This window comes from Streptomyces sp. NPDC038280 (genome assembly GCF_055600045.1).
Window position 1 is genome coordinate 736,295 of sequence record NZ_JBVJYZ010000001.1, and the last position, 15,498, is coordinate 751,792.

14 protein-coding genes are annotated in these 15,498 nt (G+C 71.0%); 4 read left to right on the plus strand and 10 right to left on the minus strand.

What is annotated here, in order from left to right:
* Positions 1-46 precede the first annotated feature (46 nt).
* Positions 47-322, minus strand: a complete 276-nt coding sequence (locus ACZ7J0_RS03385; protein WP_470883513.1) for an isoamylase early set domain-containing protein — start codon at positions 320-322, stop codon at positions 47-49.
* A 291-nt stretch (positions 323-613) separates the two neighbouring features.
* Between ACZ7J0_RS03385 and ACZ7J0_RS03390 the strand changes: the two genes are divergently transcribed.
* Positions 614-1,312, plus strand: coding sequence for a hypothetical protein (locus ACZ7J0_RS03390; protein ID WP_470883515.1), 699 nt, complete (start codon positions 614-616; stop codon positions 1,310-1,312).
* On the opposite strand, the gene ACZ7J0_RS03395 is transcribed toward ACZ7J0_RS03390, so the two are convergent.
* A complete protein-coding gene (locus ACZ7J0_RS03395; protein ID WP_470883517.1) occupies positions 1,302-2,615 on the minus strand; it encodes a benzoate/H(+) symporter BenE family transporter in 1,314 nt (437 codons plus the stop codon). The two genes, ACZ7J0_RS03390 and ACZ7J0_RS03395, sit on opposite strands and share 11 nt — an antisense overlap.
* A gap of 197 nt (positions 2,616-2,812) precedes the next feature.
* Between ACZ7J0_RS03395 and ACZ7J0_RS03400 the strand changes: the two genes are divergently transcribed.
* Positions 2,813-3,526, plus strand: a complete 714-nt coding sequence (locus ACZ7J0_RS03400; RefSeq protein ID WP_470883519.1) for a TNT domain-containing protein — start codon at positions 2,813-2,815, stop codon at positions 3,524-3,526.
* Positions 3,527-3,878: 352 nt separating this feature from the next.
* Here ACZ7J0_RS03400 and ACZ7J0_RS03405 read toward each other — a convergent pair whose 3' ends face one another.
* The 3 genes from ACZ7J0_RS03405 to ACZ7J0_RS03415 form a co-directional block, all read right to left on the minus strand.
* Positions 3,879-5,174 carry an MFS transporter gene (locus ACZ7J0_RS03405; RefSeq protein ID WP_470883520.1) on the minus strand — a complete coding sequence of 432 codons (1,296 nt, stop codon included), beginning with the start codon at positions 5,172-5,174 and terminating at the stop codon, positions 3,879-3,881.
* Complete coding sequence (locus tag ACZ7J0_RS03410; protein ID WP_470883522.1) at positions 5,171-5,710, minus strand: ArsR/SmtB family transcription factor; 540 nt, start codon at positions 5,708-5,710, stop codon at positions 5,171-5,173. The genes ACZ7J0_RS03405 and ACZ7J0_RS03410 overlap by 4 nt, the downstream gene beginning before the upstream one ends.
* A 181-nt stretch (positions 5,711-5,891) precedes the next feature.
* Complete coding sequence (locus ACZ7J0_RS03415) at positions 5,892-7,106, minus strand: cytochrome P450 family protein (protein ID WP_470883524.1); 1,215 nt, start codon at positions 7,104-7,106, stop codon at positions 5,892-5,894.
* 392 nt (positions 7,107-7,498) lie between these two features.
* Here ACZ7J0_RS03415 and ACZ7J0_RS03420 point away from each other — a divergent pair, with 392 nt between their 5' ends.
* Together ACZ7J0_RS03420 and ACZ7J0_RS03425 are read left to right on the plus strand one after the other, a co-directional pair.
* The gene (locus ACZ7J0_RS03420) at positions 7,499-7,891 is read left to right on the plus strand and encodes a VOC family protein (protein WP_470883526.1); all 393 of its coding nucleotides are present in this window, start codon (positions 7,499-7,501) and stop codon (positions 7,889-7,891) included.
* Entirely contained in the window at positions 7,888-8,529 is a 642-nt protein-coding gene (locus ACZ7J0_RS03425) for a TetR-like C-terminal domain-containing protein (RefSeq protein ID WP_470883528.1), read from the plus strand. Before ACZ7J0_RS03420 ends, ACZ7J0_RS03425 begins: the two co-directional genes overlap by 4 nt.
* 85 nt (positions 8,530-8,614) lie before the next feature.
* On the opposite strand, the gene ACZ7J0_RS03430 is transcribed toward ACZ7J0_RS03425, so the two are convergent.
* From ACZ7J0_RS03430 to ACZ7J0_RS03450, 5 genes are all read right to left on the minus strand, one after another.
* Complete coding sequence (locus ACZ7J0_RS03430) at positions 8,615-9,766, minus strand: XdhC family protein (RefSeq protein WP_470883530.1); 1,152 nt, start codon at positions 9,764-9,766, stop codon at positions 8,615-8,617.
* A gap of 44 nt (positions 9,767-9,810) precedes the next feature.
* Positions 9,811-11,274 (minus strand): NCS2 family permease, encoded by a 1,464-nt coding sequence (locus ACZ7J0_RS03435; protein ID WP_470883532.1) that lies wholly within the window; start codon positions 11,272-11,274, stop codon positions 9,811-9,813.
* A gap of 302 nt (positions 11,275-11,576) precedes the next feature.
* A complete protein-coding gene (pucD, locus tag ACZ7J0_RS03440; protein WP_470883534.1) occupies positions 11,577-13,979 on the minus strand; it encodes a xanthine dehydrogenase subunit D in 2,403 nt (800 codons plus the stop codon).
* A gap of 1 nt (position 13,980) precedes the next feature.
* Positions 13,981-14,574, minus strand: a complete 594-nt coding sequence (locus tag ACZ7J0_RS03445; RefSeq protein ID WP_470883536.1) for a (2Fe-2S)-binding protein — start codon at positions 14,572-14,574, stop codon at positions 13,981-13,983.
* A 2-nt stretch (positions 14,575-14,576) separates the two neighbouring features.
* Positions 14,577-15,467, minus strand: a complete 891-nt coding sequence (locus ACZ7J0_RS03450; protein WP_470883537.1) for an FAD binding domain-containing protein — start codon at positions 15,465-15,467, stop codon at positions 14,577-14,579.
* Positions 15,468-15,498 lie beyond the last annotated feature (31 nt).

The window sequence follows — 15,498 nt, forward strand, 5'->3', positions numbered from 1 at the left end:
CGGGAGCGTGATGAGGTGGGGCCGGGGCGCGGCGGGGCCCGGGGGGTCAGGTGTGCAGGATGCCGTTGCGGCCGTCGTGCCCGTCGGCCTGCTCGTCGTCGAACCAGTAGTCCCCGGCCGCGAGGTAGCGGAAGCCGTACTGCTGCTCGCCCGGCAGGGTGACGGTGACGGCGCGGGTCCCGTCCTCGCGCGGGGTCATGGGGTGGCTGCCGGGCTGCCAGTCGTTGAAGTCGCCGACGACGCTGACCTCTCCCACGGGCCGGTCCGCCGGAATGACGAAGGTGACCTCGGTCTGCTTCTTGCCGCGCGCACGCTCAAGCATCAGGGTTCCTTTCCCTGGGAGATATTTGGGCCAGGCTGCCCCTCGGCGCCGTCCATGTCGCGTGCGGGGGCTCGGGCGGCGCCGACGTGTCACTCGGACGGCTCCCTCACGGAGGTCCGGAAGAAGGTGCGCCGCCGCGTCCAGCGCCCGGCGATGGCCACCTGATGATCCGTCACATGCGTGGCGCAAAGCGCACCTGGACACCATTACTCGCCAGTCCTACTCTCAAGTCACTTTGCACCTCCTCGCACCCCCACACATCGAATCCGGTTCGTTCCGAGGAGATCCCCCATGGCAATCCGCAGCTCCGGCACGCGCTCCTTACTCGCGTCGGCGGCAGGCCTCGCCGCCGTGACCGCCCTCACGCTCGGCTCCACGAGCGTCGCCAACGCCCTTGACACGGCCGCCGCTTCGACGACCGTCGCGCCCGCCGGGCACTCCTTCGCCGCCAAGCTCACCGGGAAGGCCACGTTCACCGCCGGGTCGACGACCATGACCTGCACCGTCTCGGCGTCCGTTCCCACGACCACGAACGCCGACAACCGGGTGCCCGCCGCACCCGGCAACCACAACGCCGCCGGACCGGTCACGTCGAACATCAACCCGCCGACGTTCAGTGGGTGCACGACCAACCTGCTCGGGGTCGGCGTCACCGTGACGAGCAACTCCGCCAACGGGGCCTGGAGCCTCTCGGCGCAGCACGGGGCGCCGATCACGGCCGGTCTGACCATGCCCAAGGGCGGGGTCGTGCTCAAGACCAGCGGGCTGGCGAGCTGCACGATCACCGCCTCCCCCACCGGCCCCACCGCGGTCAACGGCACCTGGACCAACGGGACGCCGTCCACCCTGGCCGTTGCCAACGCCCCCGTTCCGGCCACCGTGACAGGCGGGTTCTTCTGCCCGACGGGGAACCAGACGGCGACGTTCACGGCCGCGTATCAGATCACGGACACGACCGACGCGAGTCAGCAGATCACCGTCACGAGCTGACCCCGCTGCGGGCGTCACCCCTCCGTCGTCCTCGCACCGTGACCGGGCGTGAGGACGACGGGTCCCCGGACACGCCCCCGGGCCGGTCCCGCCCTCCGGGCTTCCTCGGTCGCCAGTGCCGCAGCGCGTACACACCACCGCCGGCCAGCAGCCCCCAGAAGGCGCCGCTGATCCCGGCGAACTGCACTCCCGACACCGTCACCACCAGCGTGACGACCGCCGCCTCACGGTCCTCCGGCTCGGCCACCGCCCCAATCAGTGAGCTGCCGAGGGCGCCGAGGAGCGCCAGGCCCGCCACCGCCTGGATCAGGGTCGGCGGCGAGGCGCTCACGAACGCCACGGCGGCCCCGGCCCCCAGGCCGAGCAGGATGTACGCCACGCCGGAGACGGCCGCCGCACGGTACCGCTTGCGGGGGTCGGGACCCGCCCCCTCGTCGGCGCACAGCGCCGCGGTGATCGCCGCCAGGTTCACGGCGTGCCCGCCGAAGGGAGCGGAGAGGAGGCTGAAGCCCCCGGACCAGCTGAACAGTGGCCCCGGCCGGGGCTCGTAACCGTTGACGTTGAGGACCGCGATGCCGGGGATGTTCTGCGACGCCATGGTGACGACGTAGAGCGGCAGGGCGATACCGATCATGGCGGCCGCCGAGAACTCCGGCCGGACCAGCACCGGTCCGGACCACAGCGGGCCGAGCTCCGCGGCGGAGACATGGGTCGTGGTGGCGATCAGTACGGCGGCCACGACCACCGCGGCCGGAACCGCGTACAGCTTCCTGAAGGCCGCGACCAGCGCCCAGGTGACCACGACGGCCAGTCCCAGCACCGGCTCCTCCCGCACCGCCTTGGCCGGGGCGAGACAGAGCGGCAGGAGGATGCCCGCCAGCATGGCGTTGGCCAGGGGCTTGGGGATCGCCGAGACCCAGCGCCCCAGCGGCTGCCAGAGCCCGGTGACCACGATCAGCGCGCCGGTGACGAGGAACGCCCCGACGGCCGCCGGGAATCCTCCGTCGGTCGCCGCGGAGCCCGCGAGCAGGGCGGCGCCGGGCGTGGACCAGGCGATGCTGATCGGCATCCGGGTGCGCAGGCTCAGGAAGACGGCGCAGGCGCCCATCGCGACGCAGAGCGCCATCAGCCCGGAGGCCGCCTGGACGCGTGTCGCCCCGACCTTCGCCAGCCCTTCGAGGACCACCGCGAAGGAGCTGGAGAAGCCGACGAACGCGGCGATCAGCCCGGCCGTGACCGCCCGAACGAGCTCGCCCCGGCCATCCGTGTCCCCCGCGGTCCCGGGCGCGTGACGCGTGCTCAAGGAAGCCCCCTCCTTCTCGTGCGTCGGGCCACGTGTCGCGCGTGACCTCAGTCGCCCCAGTCTGACCGGCGGTCAGGCGGTGGCGGACGCCGGGTCCACCCACCCACTGGCGGAGGCCGCTCCCCTCACGATCCGCGCATGATCGACTACTCTGTGCGTCGACTTGACGGACCATCACCGCACAGGGAGATCTCCGCGTGGAGCGCAGTCGTACCGACCTGAGGATCCGTGCCGTACTCGCCGCTCTCGGCGTCACCGCCGCCCTGGTGACCGCCCCGGCGGCGCAGGCCGCCGCGGCCGGCCCCGCCGCTCCGGCCGTCACGGACAACGCCGCCCCACGGCCCGCGCCGCCGGAGCCGTGCACCGGCGAGTTCCAGGGCGACAAACGGCTCGGCCCGAAGTGGCTTCCGAAGAAGTGGCAGTCGCCGGTGGGGCCGCTGCTGAACGGCTACGCGCGCACCGGATCCCTCTCGGCACAGGACTTCCTGAAGAAGTACTGGGAGGGCCCGGCCGACAGCGGCAGCTGGAAGTACCCGCCGAACGACGGCTTCGCCGAGGTCAACGGCGGGGTCGACAAGGAGCCCGAGCAGCTCGTCCCGGGCGAGCGGCTGGACCGGTTCGGCTCCGAGTACGGCTCCTATCTGGCGCCCGCCGGCGACCCGTACGCCGCGCGCGCCCTGCCGCCGCAGAACCTGAACACGCGCGACAGGGCCTTCGCCTGCGACTACCACGTCTACGAGGTGAGCAGGACGTTCGTCGTCTGGGAGGGCGGCATCGCCCCTTGGTTCGAGCAGCCCGGCGGCGGGCGGCAGATCAAGCTCGACCCGGCCTTCCTCGACCCGGGCGAAGGGCAGCGACTGAGCGTCAAGTGGCTTCTCGAGCACGGCTACCTGCGACCGGTCACCGTCTGACCCGGCGGACCGGAACGCCCTGGCCCGGGCACTGCGTGGGATGCCCGAGGGCCACTACTGGACCGAGGGAGTCCACGAACCGGCGCCTGATGAACCGGCAACTCACCCGCCTCGCCCGCGCGATCTGCCACGGCGGCCGCGGCGGATCCGCCAGGCGTACCGCGACGGGCAGGAAGACCGGCTCGCCGCTCTCGGCCCGATTCTCAACGCCGTGGCCCTGTGGAACACCCGGTACCCGGACGCCGCCGGGGGCGACGAGGACCGACGGCCGGCACACCCGACCGGCCCGGCCACTCGTCGCGCCCCGCGAGGGCCTGGCACCCGACCTGTTGTGACGCCTTCGCGGCAGGCGTCACAACACGTCGGGTGCACTCCCCTGGGCGGGATCCTTGGATGCCGGGTGATCCGGACCGCCGGCCGGGGCAGCGGCACGCAGCGCCGCTTCGACCCGGCGGTTGCTGGTCATGGATGCCGTGACGGCCGTCATCGCCAGGAGGAGGACGGCGGCGGCGTAGAGCGGGGTACGGATGTCGTAGGTGGTGGCCAGCCAGCCGCCGAGGAAAGCCCCGATGGGGGCGGCGCACATGGCCAGCATGCGGGAGGTGGAGGCGACCCGGCCCATGAGGTGGGCCGGGACGATCGCCTGCCGGAGGGAGGGCCCGAGCACCATCGTGGCGCCCATGCCGGCCCCGCAGACGGCGAGCGCCAGCCCGGCCGCGTACGGGTTCGGGGCAGCGGCAAGGCCCAGGATGGCAAACCCTTCGACTGCGGCCGTGCAGGTCAGTGCGGTGCCGGTGCCGAGTCGTCGACCAAGGGAGGAGGCGATGCCTGACCCGAGCAGACCGCCGGTGGCCTCCGCCGTGAGGAGCAGGCCGAAGCCGTAGGTGTCGATGCCGAGGCGGTCGTGCGCGAAGAGGGCGAGTACGGTCTCCACGGCGAGGAAGGCGATGTTCCCGACCGCCGGGCGGAGCGCGAGCCCGAGCAGCAACCGGTCCCGGAAGACGTACGAGGCCCCGGCCCGCGCCTGCCGAAGCAGCGACTGGCGGATCTCCGGCACGGGCCGGGGCATGGCGGGAAGCGACCGTACGAGCAGTGCGGAGAGCATGAACGACACCGCGTCGGCGAGCAGCGGAACCGCCCGCCCGAGCGCGAGCAGCGCACTGCCCGCAGGCGGCCCCGCGAAGCCGGACATGGCGGTCTGGGCTCCGCGCAAGCGAGAGTTGGCTCGCTCCAGGAGTGCGGGGTCGCGGCCGAGCAGATCCGGCAGATAGGCCGTGGCGGCCGTGTCGAAGAAGAGTCCACCGAGGCCGAGCAGGAAGGCGACGGCCGCGAGCAGCGGAATGCTCAAGCCGTCGAGCGCGGCCGCTGCCGCCGGTATCGCGAGCAGCACCGCACGCGCCGCGTCCACGACCCACATCGTGCGCCGACGGTCCCAGCGGTCCACCAGCGCACCGCCGAGCACCCCGAAGAGCAGCCACGGCAGCGTCCCGGCGGCCGTGACGACGGCGAGCGCCATCGGATCCCGCGTCAACGTCAACGCGAGCAGCGGCAGCGCGGCATGCGACACCCCGTCACCGAGCGAGGACACCGTCTGAGCGGTCCACAGCCGTCCGAACCCGGTGGGCAACTTCCGAACGCCTGAGGTCACTTGGCACCCCCCTCGGCCTGCTCGCGCGGTGCCGGGTGGAACAGTGCGAAGACGAGTGACGCGTCCGGCAGCGACGGATCGGACAGCTCCCGGTACTCGTCCGCCAGTGCCTCCAGCCGCGCCCCCAGCTGCGCGAACTGCTCCTCGGTGAGCCGCAGATGCGCCATCCGTACGTGCCGCTCGCCATCCACCGGCGACGCCTCCAGGTCCGCCACCGCATGCCGCATCAGCACATCCGGCCCTCCCTCGCCCGGATCCGGCAGCACGATCGCCCGCGCGGCCATCGCGTAGTACCGCTCGGTGACACCCCGCACCTTCCGCGTCCGTACCACCTTCACCAGGCCGGCCCGCTCCAGCAGCCGCACGTGATAGCTGGAACTCCCCTTCGCAAGGCCCACCCGCTCGGCGATCTGCGTAATCGTCGCCGGCTCGAAGCGGAGCACGGCCATGATCCGGTGACGCGTGAGATTGGAGACGGCGCGCAGCTGCTCGTCCGTGGTGACGTGAAACGTCTCGGGAAGATCATCGGTAGGCATGCGAGCAATGGTCAACGATTCTTGACCATTGAGCAAGGGGATTTCGCGCGGCCCCTCAGAAACCCCGGGGGCGCGCACGAGCCGATCGCCACGCACCCGACGGAGGCGGCGGCCTGCGCGCACCCTGCTCACGCTTCTGAGCTGAACCGGACCGGCAGATGGTACGAGCGGCGCCGTGCCGTCAGATGAGCGTGACGGGCAGGACGGCCCAGCCGTTCGCGATGAACGACTCGATGGGGGCCGCCGGACCCCGCTCCGTGTCCAGCGCCAGCCGCGGGAAGCGGGCGAAGAGCGCGGGCAGGGCGATCGCCGCCTCGAGACGGGCCAACGGCGCGCCGATGCAGAAGTGGACGCCGTGGCCGAAGGCGAGGTGCTCCTTGTCGACGCGGGTGATGTCGAAGGCGCCCGCGGTCTCGCCGTGACGGCCCGGGTCACGTCCGGTCGCGGCGTACGCGGCGAGGATCGCGTCGCCGCGCGGGATCGTGATGCCGTCGGGCAGTTCGATGTCCTCGACGGCGTAGCGAAGCGGCAGGTTGGCGACCGAGGGCGCCCAGCGCAGGGTCTCCTCGATGACCTCGTTCCAGGGGACCTCGCCCGCCAGGACCCGCGCGAGCTGGTCGGGGTGGGAGAGAAGGGCATGAACGGCGTTGCCGATGAGGTTGACGGTGGTCTCGTGGCCCGCTCCGATCACCAGGAGCAGGGTGTCGATGAGTTCGGTCTCGGTGAGGCTGGACCCCTCCTCGTCGCGCGCGGCGATCAGGGCGCTGGTCATGTCCTCGCCGGGCTGCTCCCGCTTGAGGGCGACGAGCCCGGCGAGCAGCCCGTGGATCTCCTGCAGGGTGGCGAGGGCCTGGTCGGGAGTGGCCGTGGTGTCGAAGATCTCCTCGACGAGGCGGGCGGTGTCGGCCCGGCGGTCCTCCGGGAGGCCGAAGAGCTCGCAGATGACCTGCATGGGCAGGGGGTGGGCATAGGCGGAACGCAGCTCGGCCCGGCCGTCGGGGGCGGCGGCCATCCGGTCGAGGAGGGTGGCCGCGATCTCCTCGATCCGCGGGGCGAGCGCGTCGGTGCGGCGTTTGGTGAAGGCCGGGGAGACCAGTTTGCGCAGCCGGCGGTGGTTGGGGCCGTACGAGGTGAACATGTTGGTCACGCCGACCCAGGTGTTGACCCAGCACTCCCGGTACTTGCCCTCGATCCAGGCGGGCCAGTGGAGGTTGGGGTCCTTGGACACCCGGTCGTCGGCGAGGAGTTGCCTGAGCACGGTGTGGCCGGTGGGCGCCCAGGCCGAAATGCCGCCGGGCAGTTCGACGAGGGCGGCGGAGCCGTGGGCGCGGAGGCGGTCCGCCTCCGCGTGGAGGTCGGTACCTGCGGGGTCGAGGGCGACGGGCTGCTGGCCCATGGGTGCTCCTGCCTGTGGGGGGGGCGACGTGATCGGCGTACGCCGAGTGAACCAACCGATCTTAGGAGAACGGAAGTTGGCGCGCAGGAGTGCGGTGTCGGCCACAGTGACTACCGGGCGGTCTCGGCCATCCGGCAGCCCCCGAGGGAGCGGGAGACCTGCGCGAGGGCATCGGGGCGCGGCCTCGGGGGCGCGGAAGCGGGTCGTTCGCCGAATGCCGTCTCCTGCACACTTCTTGACGTTACGTCACCTCGAGAAAGACCCGCCCGCGTGACGTGTTCCGCTGTTACGATCCGGACCGAGTCGTATTCGAACTCATCGGCACGGCCTACTCACCAGACCGGGCCACACGACAAGGCACACGGCACAGTCACACAACACGGAGGATGCCCATGCGGGTCAAGGACTTCGATCATCTGGTCCTCAATGTGCGGGATGTCGAGAAGGCGCTGGACTTCTACTGCGGTCCGCTCGGCCTGGAGCCGGTACGGGTGGAGGAGTGGCGCGCGGGCAAGGCGCCGTTCCCGTCGGTGCGGATCAACGCGCACACCATCATCGACCTCTTCTCCCGTCCCCGCGGCGAGTCGAACGTCGACCACATCTGTCTGGTCGTCGACCCGCTGGACTGGCAGGAGGTCATCGACTCCGGCACGCTCACCGTGCTGGAGGGCCCGGTCTCCCGGTTCGGCGCCCGGGGCTCGGCCCAGTCGGTCTACGTACAGGACCCGGACGGCAACACCGTGGAGCTGCGCTGGTACCCGCAGGACGTGGTGGCGGAGCGGTGACACCGGGCGCTGCCGGCCGGCCCCGGGACCCGGCCATCGACGCCGCGGTACTGTCGGCCACCCTCGGCCTGCTGCGCGAACACGGGTACGCCGGGCTCGCGCTGGAGAAGGTGGCGGCCAGGGCGAGCACGACCAAGGCGTCCATCCGGCGACGCTGGCCGGTGCGGCAGAACCTGGTCATCGACGCACTGGTCCAGGTCCTCGTCACCCCGCCGGTGCCGGACAACGGCTGCACCCGCTGCGATCTGATGGAGAGCGTGCGGCTGCTCGCGGAGACGCTGCACACGCGCCTGCCGTCCGGCGTCCTCGCGCCCCTGATCGCGGACTGCGCGCGCGACCCGGAGCTGCGCCGGCGGCTGATCGGCGTTCTCGTCCGCCCGAGCCGTGACGCGGCGGCGATCGCGGTGCGGCGGGCCGTCGAGCGGGGCGATCTGGTGGCCGACGCGGACCCGGACCTGCTGGTGGACCTGCTCGCCTCGACCGTGTACCAGCGGGCGCTGTTCGGCGACGCACCGGTCGCTCCGGGCGAGGCGGGACAGCTGGTGGACCTGCTGCTGCGCGGTGTGGCGGTCGACTTCGAACGGCTGGTACGGATCAGCCGGATGCCCGAAGACCAAAGGCCCGGCCACCGGCACTGACGTGCGGGGGCCGGGCCGGGCGGACAGCGTGCCGGTACGGAAGGGGCGGGCGGAGCCGTGGGGGCTCAGTACGCCCGCGGGCTGGTCAGGCCACGGACCCTATCCGGCCGGCCGGTTCCTGTCCGCCGTCATGGTGGATCGGGGTGTGCGCGCCGGTCAGTGACACTCCACTGCCGCCGCGCCGGTTGGCGACGATCTCCGCGCCGATCGACAGAGCCGTCTCCTCCGGCGTCCGGGCGCCGAGGTCGAGCCCTATCGGCGAGCGCAGCCGGGCCAGTTCCAGCTCGGTGACGCCGATCTCACGCAGCCGCTTGTTGCGGTCCTCGTGAGTGCGGCGCGAACCCATCGCGCCGACGTAGGCGACGGGAAGCTTGAGGGCCAGTTCGAGCAGCGGAACGTCGAACTTGGCGTCATGGGTCAGGACGCACAGGACGGTACGGCCGTCCACCTGCGTGCGCTCCAGGTAGGTGTGCGGCCACTCGACGACGATCTCGTCGGCGTCCGGGAACCGCGGGGCGGTGGCGAACACGGGCCGGGCGTCGCACACGGTCACGTGGTACCCGAGGAACTTGCCCACCCGGACCAGCGCCGAGGCGAAGTCGATGGCACCGAAGACGATCATGCGGGGCGGCGGGACGCTCGACTCGACGAGGAGCGTCAGCGGCTGTCCGCAGCGCGAGCCGTCCTCGCCGATCACGACGGTCCCGGTGCGGCCGGCGTCCAGCAGGGCGCCGGCCTCGCCGGCGGCCGTGCGGTCCAGCTCGGGGTGGCCGCCGAGGCTGCCCTCGTACGAGCCGTCCGTCCGGACCAGCAGCGCGCGGCCCTTCAGATCCGCGGGGCCTTCGGTGATCCGCGCGACCGCCGCCGCCTCCCCTCCGGCGGCGGCGGACAGCGCGGCGGCGAACACGTCCCTTGAGGGGGCGTCCGCACGTACCGGAGTGACGAGGATGTCGATGATGCCGCCGCAGGTCAGACCGACCGCGAAGGCGTCCTCGTCGCTGTAGCCGAAGCGCTCGAGGACGGTTTCGCCGTCCTCCAGCGCCTGCTGACACAGGTCGTAGACCGCGCCCTCCACACATCCGCCGGAGACCGATCCGATCGCCGTGCCGTCACTGTCGACGGCGAGCGCGGCACCGGGTTGCCTGGGCGCGCTCCCGCCGACGGCCACCACGGTGGCGACAGCGAAGTCACGTCCCTGCTCGACCCACCGATGCAGCTCTTCGGCGATGTCCAGCATCTCGGCCTCCTTGAGGGTTCTGCGGATGTGTGGAGGGCCTGGCGTCAGCCGACGCCCAGCCAGTGCTCGATGGGGTTGAGCGCGAAGAAGACCACGAAGATCGCGGTCAGACCCCACATGAAGGCACCGACCTCGCGGGCCTTGCCCTGCGCCACCTTGATCACGACGAAGGCGATGACACCGGCAGCCACGCCGGGGGTGATGCTGTACGTGAACGGCATCAGCACGACCGTCAGGAAGACCGGGATGGCGATGGAGCGGTCGCTCCAGTCCACGTGCTTGGCGTTCTGCATCATCATCGCGCCGATGACGACCAGGGCGGCGGACGCGACCTGCGGGGGCACGATCGCGGTGAGCGGGGTGAAGAAGAGACAGGCCGCGAAGAGCACACCGGTCACGGCGGAGGCGAGGCCGGTACGGGCACCCTCACCGACGCCGGTCGCGGACTCGACGAACACGGTCTGGCCGGAGCCACCCGCGACACCACCGATGGCGCCGCCGGCGCCGTCGATGAACAGGGCCTTGGACAGGCCCGGCATGCGGCCCTTGTCGTCGGCGAGGTTGGCCTCGGTGCCGACGCCGATGATGGTCGCCATGGCGTCGAAGAAGCCCGCCAGGACCAGGGTGAAGACGATGAAGCCGACGGTGATGGCGCCGACGTCACCCCAGCCGCCGAACTCGACCTGTCCGAAGAGCGAGAAGTCGGGGGTCGAGACCGCGCTGCCGTTCAGCTCCGGCGGCGACATGTTCCACGCCTTGGCGTCGAGGCCGGCCACGTTGTGGACGACCACGGCGACGATCGTGCCGGCGACGATGCCGATGAGGATGGCGCCGGGAATGTTGCGGGCCTGCAGCGCGAAGATCAGCAGCAGGGTGAGGCAGAAGATCAGGACGGGCCAGCCGGCGAGTTCGCCGCCGGTGCCGAGGGTGACGGGCGGCCCGAACTGGGAGCCCTTGCCCACGAAGCCGGCCTTGTAGAGGCCGATGAGGGCGATGAAGAGACCGATACCGATCGTGATGCCGTGCTTCAGCGGGAGCGGGATCGCGTTCATGATCAGCTCACGCAGACCGGTGACCACCAGGAGGCAGATCACCACGCCGTACATCACGCACATGCCCATGGCCTGCGGCCAGGTCATCTGGGGAACGACCTGCGAGGCGAGCACGCCGGAGACGCTCAGACCGGCCGCGAGGGCCAGCGGGACCTTGCCCACAAAGCCCATGAGCAGGGTGGTCGCGGCGGCCGCGAAGGCGGTCGCGGTGATGAGGCCGGGCTGGCCGAGGACGTTGCCCGCAACGTCCTTGCCGTTGAGGATCAGCGGGTTGAGCAGGAGGATGTACGCCATCGCCATGAAGGTGGTGACGCCGCCGCGGACCTCTACCGCGACCGTGGATCCTCTTTCGGATATGTGAAAGTACCGGTCGAGCCAAGACCTTCCGGCGGGGACGTTCGAGCCGGAGCCCGCGTCTTCCGCGGTGGTCTTCGGCTCCACTGACGACTGGGTCATGGGGCCTACTCCCAAGGTTCAAAGGGGCACCCGCGCAAGACTGGGAAAGATGCGGGATTTGGGATGGTGCGTGGGCTGCACGACCCGGGGGACGGCCCGAGACGAACGGGGTCAATCAGGGTGAATCGGGTACTTCAGGTGGTGCTGGGTACTGCGTGGGTACTGCCGGGGGGCGCTGCCCGCGGGGAGCGGGTCAGTCCTGAGTTCTCCGGACGGTGCGGGCTGTGGACTTGTGACGTTCCTGGGAGGCACGCACCGTCCGGAGAGATCTGGGTTTCCTCTCGCTCGGCTTTCGCCGGGGGCTAGAGGGTGCCGGTGAGCGCCTCGGGGCGGACCGGCGTCTTGTTGAGCTCCAGCCCGGTCGCCGCCCGGATCGCCGCGAGGACGGCCGGGGTGGACGAGAGGGTCGGCGCCTCGCCGAGACCGCGAAGGCCGTACGGCGCGTTCGGGTCGGCGAGCTCCAGCACGTCGACCGGGATGGTCGGCGTGTCGAGGATCGTGGGGATCAGGTAGTCCGTGAAGGAGGGGTTGCGCACCTTCGCGGTCTTCGGGTCGACGATGATCTCCTCCATGACCGCCACGCCCAGGCCCTGGGTGGTACCACCCTGGATCTGGCCGACGACGGAGAGCATGTTGAGCGCCTTGCCGACGTCCTGGGCGGTGGCGAGCTCGATGACCTTGACCAGGCCGAGCTCGGTGTCCACCTCCACCACCGCGCGGTGCGCGGCGAAGGTGTACTGGACGTGACCGTCGCCCTGACCGGTGACCAGGTCGAAGGCCTGCGTCGGGCGGTGCCGGAACTCCAGCTCCAGGTCGACCGACTCGTCCTCCAGGACGTCCGCCAGGTCCGCGAGGACCTCGCCGCCGTCGGTGACGACCTTGCCGCCCTCGAGCAGCAGCTCGGCGGTGGCCCACGCGGGGTGGTAGGAGCCCATCTTGCGACGGCCGATCTCCAGGACCTTCTCGCGCACGGCCTCGCAGGTGTTCTTCACCGCGCCACCGGTCATGTACGTCTGCCGGGAGGCGGACGTCGAGCCGGCGGAGCCGACCTGGGTGTCGGCCGGGTGGATGGTCACCTGGGTGACGCCCAGTTCCGTGCGGGCGATCTGGGCGTGCACGGTGACACCGCCCTGGCCGACCTCGGCCATGGCCGTGTGGACCATCGCGACGGGCTCGCCGTTGATGACCTCGAGGCGCACCCGTGCGGTGGAGTAGTCGTCGAAGCCCTCGGAGAAGCCGACGTTCTTGATGCCGACGGCGTAGCCGACGCCGCGGACGACGCCCTCGCCGTGCGTGGTGTTGGAGAGACCACCCGGCAGCGCGCGGACGTCCGCGCTCTCACCGGCGCTCTCCCACTGGCGCTCCGGCGGCATCGGGCGGGCCTTGACCCGGCGCAGCAGCTCGGCGACCGGGGCCGGCGAGTCCACGACCTGGCCGGTCGGCATGATCGTGCCCTGCTCCATGGCGTTGAGCTGGCGGAACTCCACCGGGTCCATACCCAGCTTGGCCGCGAGCTTGTCCATCTGGGCCTCGTAGGCGAAGCAGGCCTGGACCGCGCCGAAGCCGCGCATCGCGCCACAGGGCGGGTTGTTCGTGTAGAGCGCGACCGCCTCGATGTCGACGTCGTCGATGACGTACGGGCCCACCGAGAGGGAGGACGCGTTGCCGACGACGGCCGGGGAGGCCGAGGCGTAGGCGCCGCCGTCGAGCACGATCCGGCACTTCATGTGCGTGATCTTGCCGTCCTTGGTGGCGCCGTGCTCGTACCAGAGCTTCGCCGGGTGACGGTGCACATGGCCGAAGAAGGACTCGAACCGGTTGTAGACGATCTTGACCGGCTTGCCGGTGCGCAGCGCCAGAAGGCTGGCGTGGATCTGCATCGAGATGTCCTCGCGGCCACCGAAGGCACCGCCGACGCCGGAGAGCGTCATGCGCACCTTCTCCTCGGGCAGGCCGAGGACGGGGGCGATCTGCTTGAGGTCCGAGTGCAGCCACTGGGTGGCGACGTACAGGTCGACACCGCCGTCCTCGGCGGGCACGGCGAGGCCGGACTCGGGGCCGAGGAACGCCTGGTCCTGCATACCGAAGACGTACTCGCCGCTGACGATCACGTCGGCGCGCTTGGCGGCCTCGTCCGCGTTGCCGCGGATGATCGGCTGGCGGTGCACGATGTTCGGGTGCGGGACGTGACCGGAGTGGTGGTCGTCACGGCCCGGGTGGATCAGCGGAGCGTCCTCGGCGAGGGCGGAGGCCTCGTCGGTGACGAGCGGCAGCTCCTTGTAGTCGATCTTGATCTTGGCGGCCGCGCGACGGGCGGTCTCCGGGTGGTCTGCGGCGATCAGGGCCACCGGCTCACCGTGGTGACGTACCCGGCCGTTGGCGAGAACGGGGGTGTCCTGGATCTCCAGGCCGTAGTTCTTCATCTCGGCCGGCAGGTCGTCGTACGTCAGGACGGCGTAGACACCGGACATCGCCAGCGCCTCGGAGACGTCGATGGAGACGATCTCGGCGTGGGCGACGGTGGAGCGGAGCGTCTGGCCCCAGAGCATGTCCTCGTGCCACATGTCCGAGGAGTACGCGAACTCACCGGTGACCTTGAGGGTGCCGTCGGGGCGGAGCGTGGACTCGCCGATGCCGCCCTGGTTGTGCTTCTGGGTGACGTTGGTGGGCGTACCGGCCGGAGCGGTGCGTGTGTGCTGGGCCATGTCAGACCGCCTCTCCCTGACGGGCGGCCGCCAGGCGGACCGCGTCGAGGATCTTCTCGTAGCCCGTGCAGCGGCAGAGGTTGCCGGACAGGGCCTCACGGATGTCCTGGTCGGACGGGTCGCTCTGACGCTCCAGGAGCTCGTCGGCAGCGATCAGCAGACCCGGGGTGCAGAAACCGCACTGCACGGCGCCGGCGTCGATGAACGCCTGCTGGATCGGGGAGAGCGTGGTGCCCTCGCCGGTCTGGGAGTCGCTGGGCTTGGCCTGCCACTGCTTGGCCTCGTCCAGGCTGGTGCCGCAGGCACCGCCGGCGCAGCCACCACTCGGATGGGCTTCCGCGCGCTGCTGGGCGTAGTCCGCCAGACCCTCGACGGTGACGACCTCGCGGCCCTCGACCTGCCCGGCGGCGACCAGGCAGGAACACACCGGCACGCCGTCGAGGCGGACCGTACAGGAGCCGCACTCGCCCTGCTCGCATGCGTTCTTGGAGCCGGGGAGCCCCATACGCTCACGCAGCACGTACAGAAGGGACTCGCCCTCCCAGACGTCGTCGGCTTCCTGCTTGCGGCCGTTGACCGTGAAATTGACGCGCATGGTTATGCAGCTCCCTCAAGCGAGCGGCCGGCGCCGCGGTACTGCTCCCAGGTCCAGCCGAGCTGGCGGCGGGCCATGATGCCCACGGCGTGACGGCGGTACTTGGCGGTGCCTCGGACATCGTCGATCGGGTTGCTCGCGGCCGAGCACAGGTCCGCGAACTGCTTGGCGATCGACGGGGTGATGATCTTGCCGCTGTCCCAGAACCCGCCCTCTTCCAGAGCCGCGTTCAGGAAGGCCTCGGCCTCCTTGGCGCGGATCGGGGTCGGCGCGGCCGAACCGATGCCGGTGCGGACCGTACGGGTCTCGGGGTGCAGAGCCAGGCCGAAGGCGCACACCGCGATGACCATCGCGTTGCGGGTGCCGACCTTGGAGTACTGCTGCGGGCCGTCCGCCTTCTTGATGTGGACGGTCTTGATGAGCTCGTCGGGCTGCAGCGCGTTGCGCTTCACGCCCGTGTAGAACTCGTCGATGGGGATGAACCGGCTGCCGCGGACCGACTCGACCTCGACCTCGGCGCCGGCCGCCAGCAGGGCGGGGTGGGCGTCACCGGCCGGGGAGGCGGTGCCGAGGTTGCCGCCCACGCCGCCGCGGTTGCGGATCTGCGGGGAGGCCACGGTGTGCGAGGCGAGCGCCAGGCCGGGCAGTTCGGTGCGCAGTTCTTCCATGATCTGCGTGTAGGGAACGGAGGCGCCCAGACGGACGTTCTCTTCGCCCACCTCCCACTCGCGCAGCAGCGCGATGCGGTTCAGGTCGAGCAAGTACTCCGGCCGCCGGTGGTCGAAATTGATCTCGACCATGACATCGGTGCCACCCGCAATGGGCACAGCCGTGGGGTGCTCGGCCTTGGCGGCGAGCGCCTCCTCCCAGCTGGCGGGGCGAAGGAAGTCCATGAGTGGCTCTCTTCTACGTGGTTCGGGGTCG

Excerpts from the sequence above, each read along its gene's own strand:
- ACZ7J0_RS03420 (WP_470883526.1), top strand. The coding sequence starts at position 7,499 with ATGCGGGTCAAGGACTTCGATCATCTGGTCCTCAATGTGCGGGATGTC.
- ACZ7J0_RS03390 (WP_470883515.1), top strand. The coding sequence starts at position 614 with ATGGCAATCCGCAGCTCCGGCACGCGCTCCTTACTCGCGTCGGCGGCA.
- ACZ7J0_RS03430 (WP_470883530.1), bottom strand. The coding sequence starts at position 9,766 with ATGCTGGACATCGCCGAAGAGCTGCATCGGTGGGTCGAGCAGGGACGT.
- ACZ7J0_RS03410 (WP_470883522.1), bottom strand. The coding sequence starts at position 5,710 with ATGCCTACCGATGATCTTCCCGAGACGTTTCACGTCACCACGGACGAG.
- ACZ7J0_RS03445 (WP_470883536.1), bottom strand. The coding sequence starts at position 14,574 with ATGCGCGTCAATTTCACGGTCAACGGCCGCAAGCAGGAAGCCGACGAC.
- pucD (WP_470883534.1), bottom strand. The coding sequence starts at position 13,979 with ATGGCCCAGCACACACGCACCGCTCCGGCCGGTACGCCCACCAACGTC.
- ACZ7J0_RS03450 (WP_470883537.1), bottom strand. The coding sequence starts at position 15,467 with ATGGACTTCCTTCGCCCCGCCAGCTGGGAGGAGGCGCTCGCCGCCAAG.
- ACZ7J0_RS03385 (WP_470883513.1), bottom strand. The coding sequence starts at position 322 with ATGCTTGAGCGTGCGCGCGGCAAGAAGCAGACCGAGGTCACCTTCGTC.
- ACZ7J0_RS03435 (WP_470883532.1), bottom strand. The coding sequence starts at position 11,274 with ATGACCCAGTCGTCAGTGGAGCCGAAGACCACCGCGGAAGACGCGGGC.
- ACZ7J0_RS03415 (WP_470883524.1), bottom strand. The coding sequence starts at position 7,106 with ATGGGCCAGCAGCCCGTCGCCCTCGACCCCGCAGGTACCGACCTCCAC.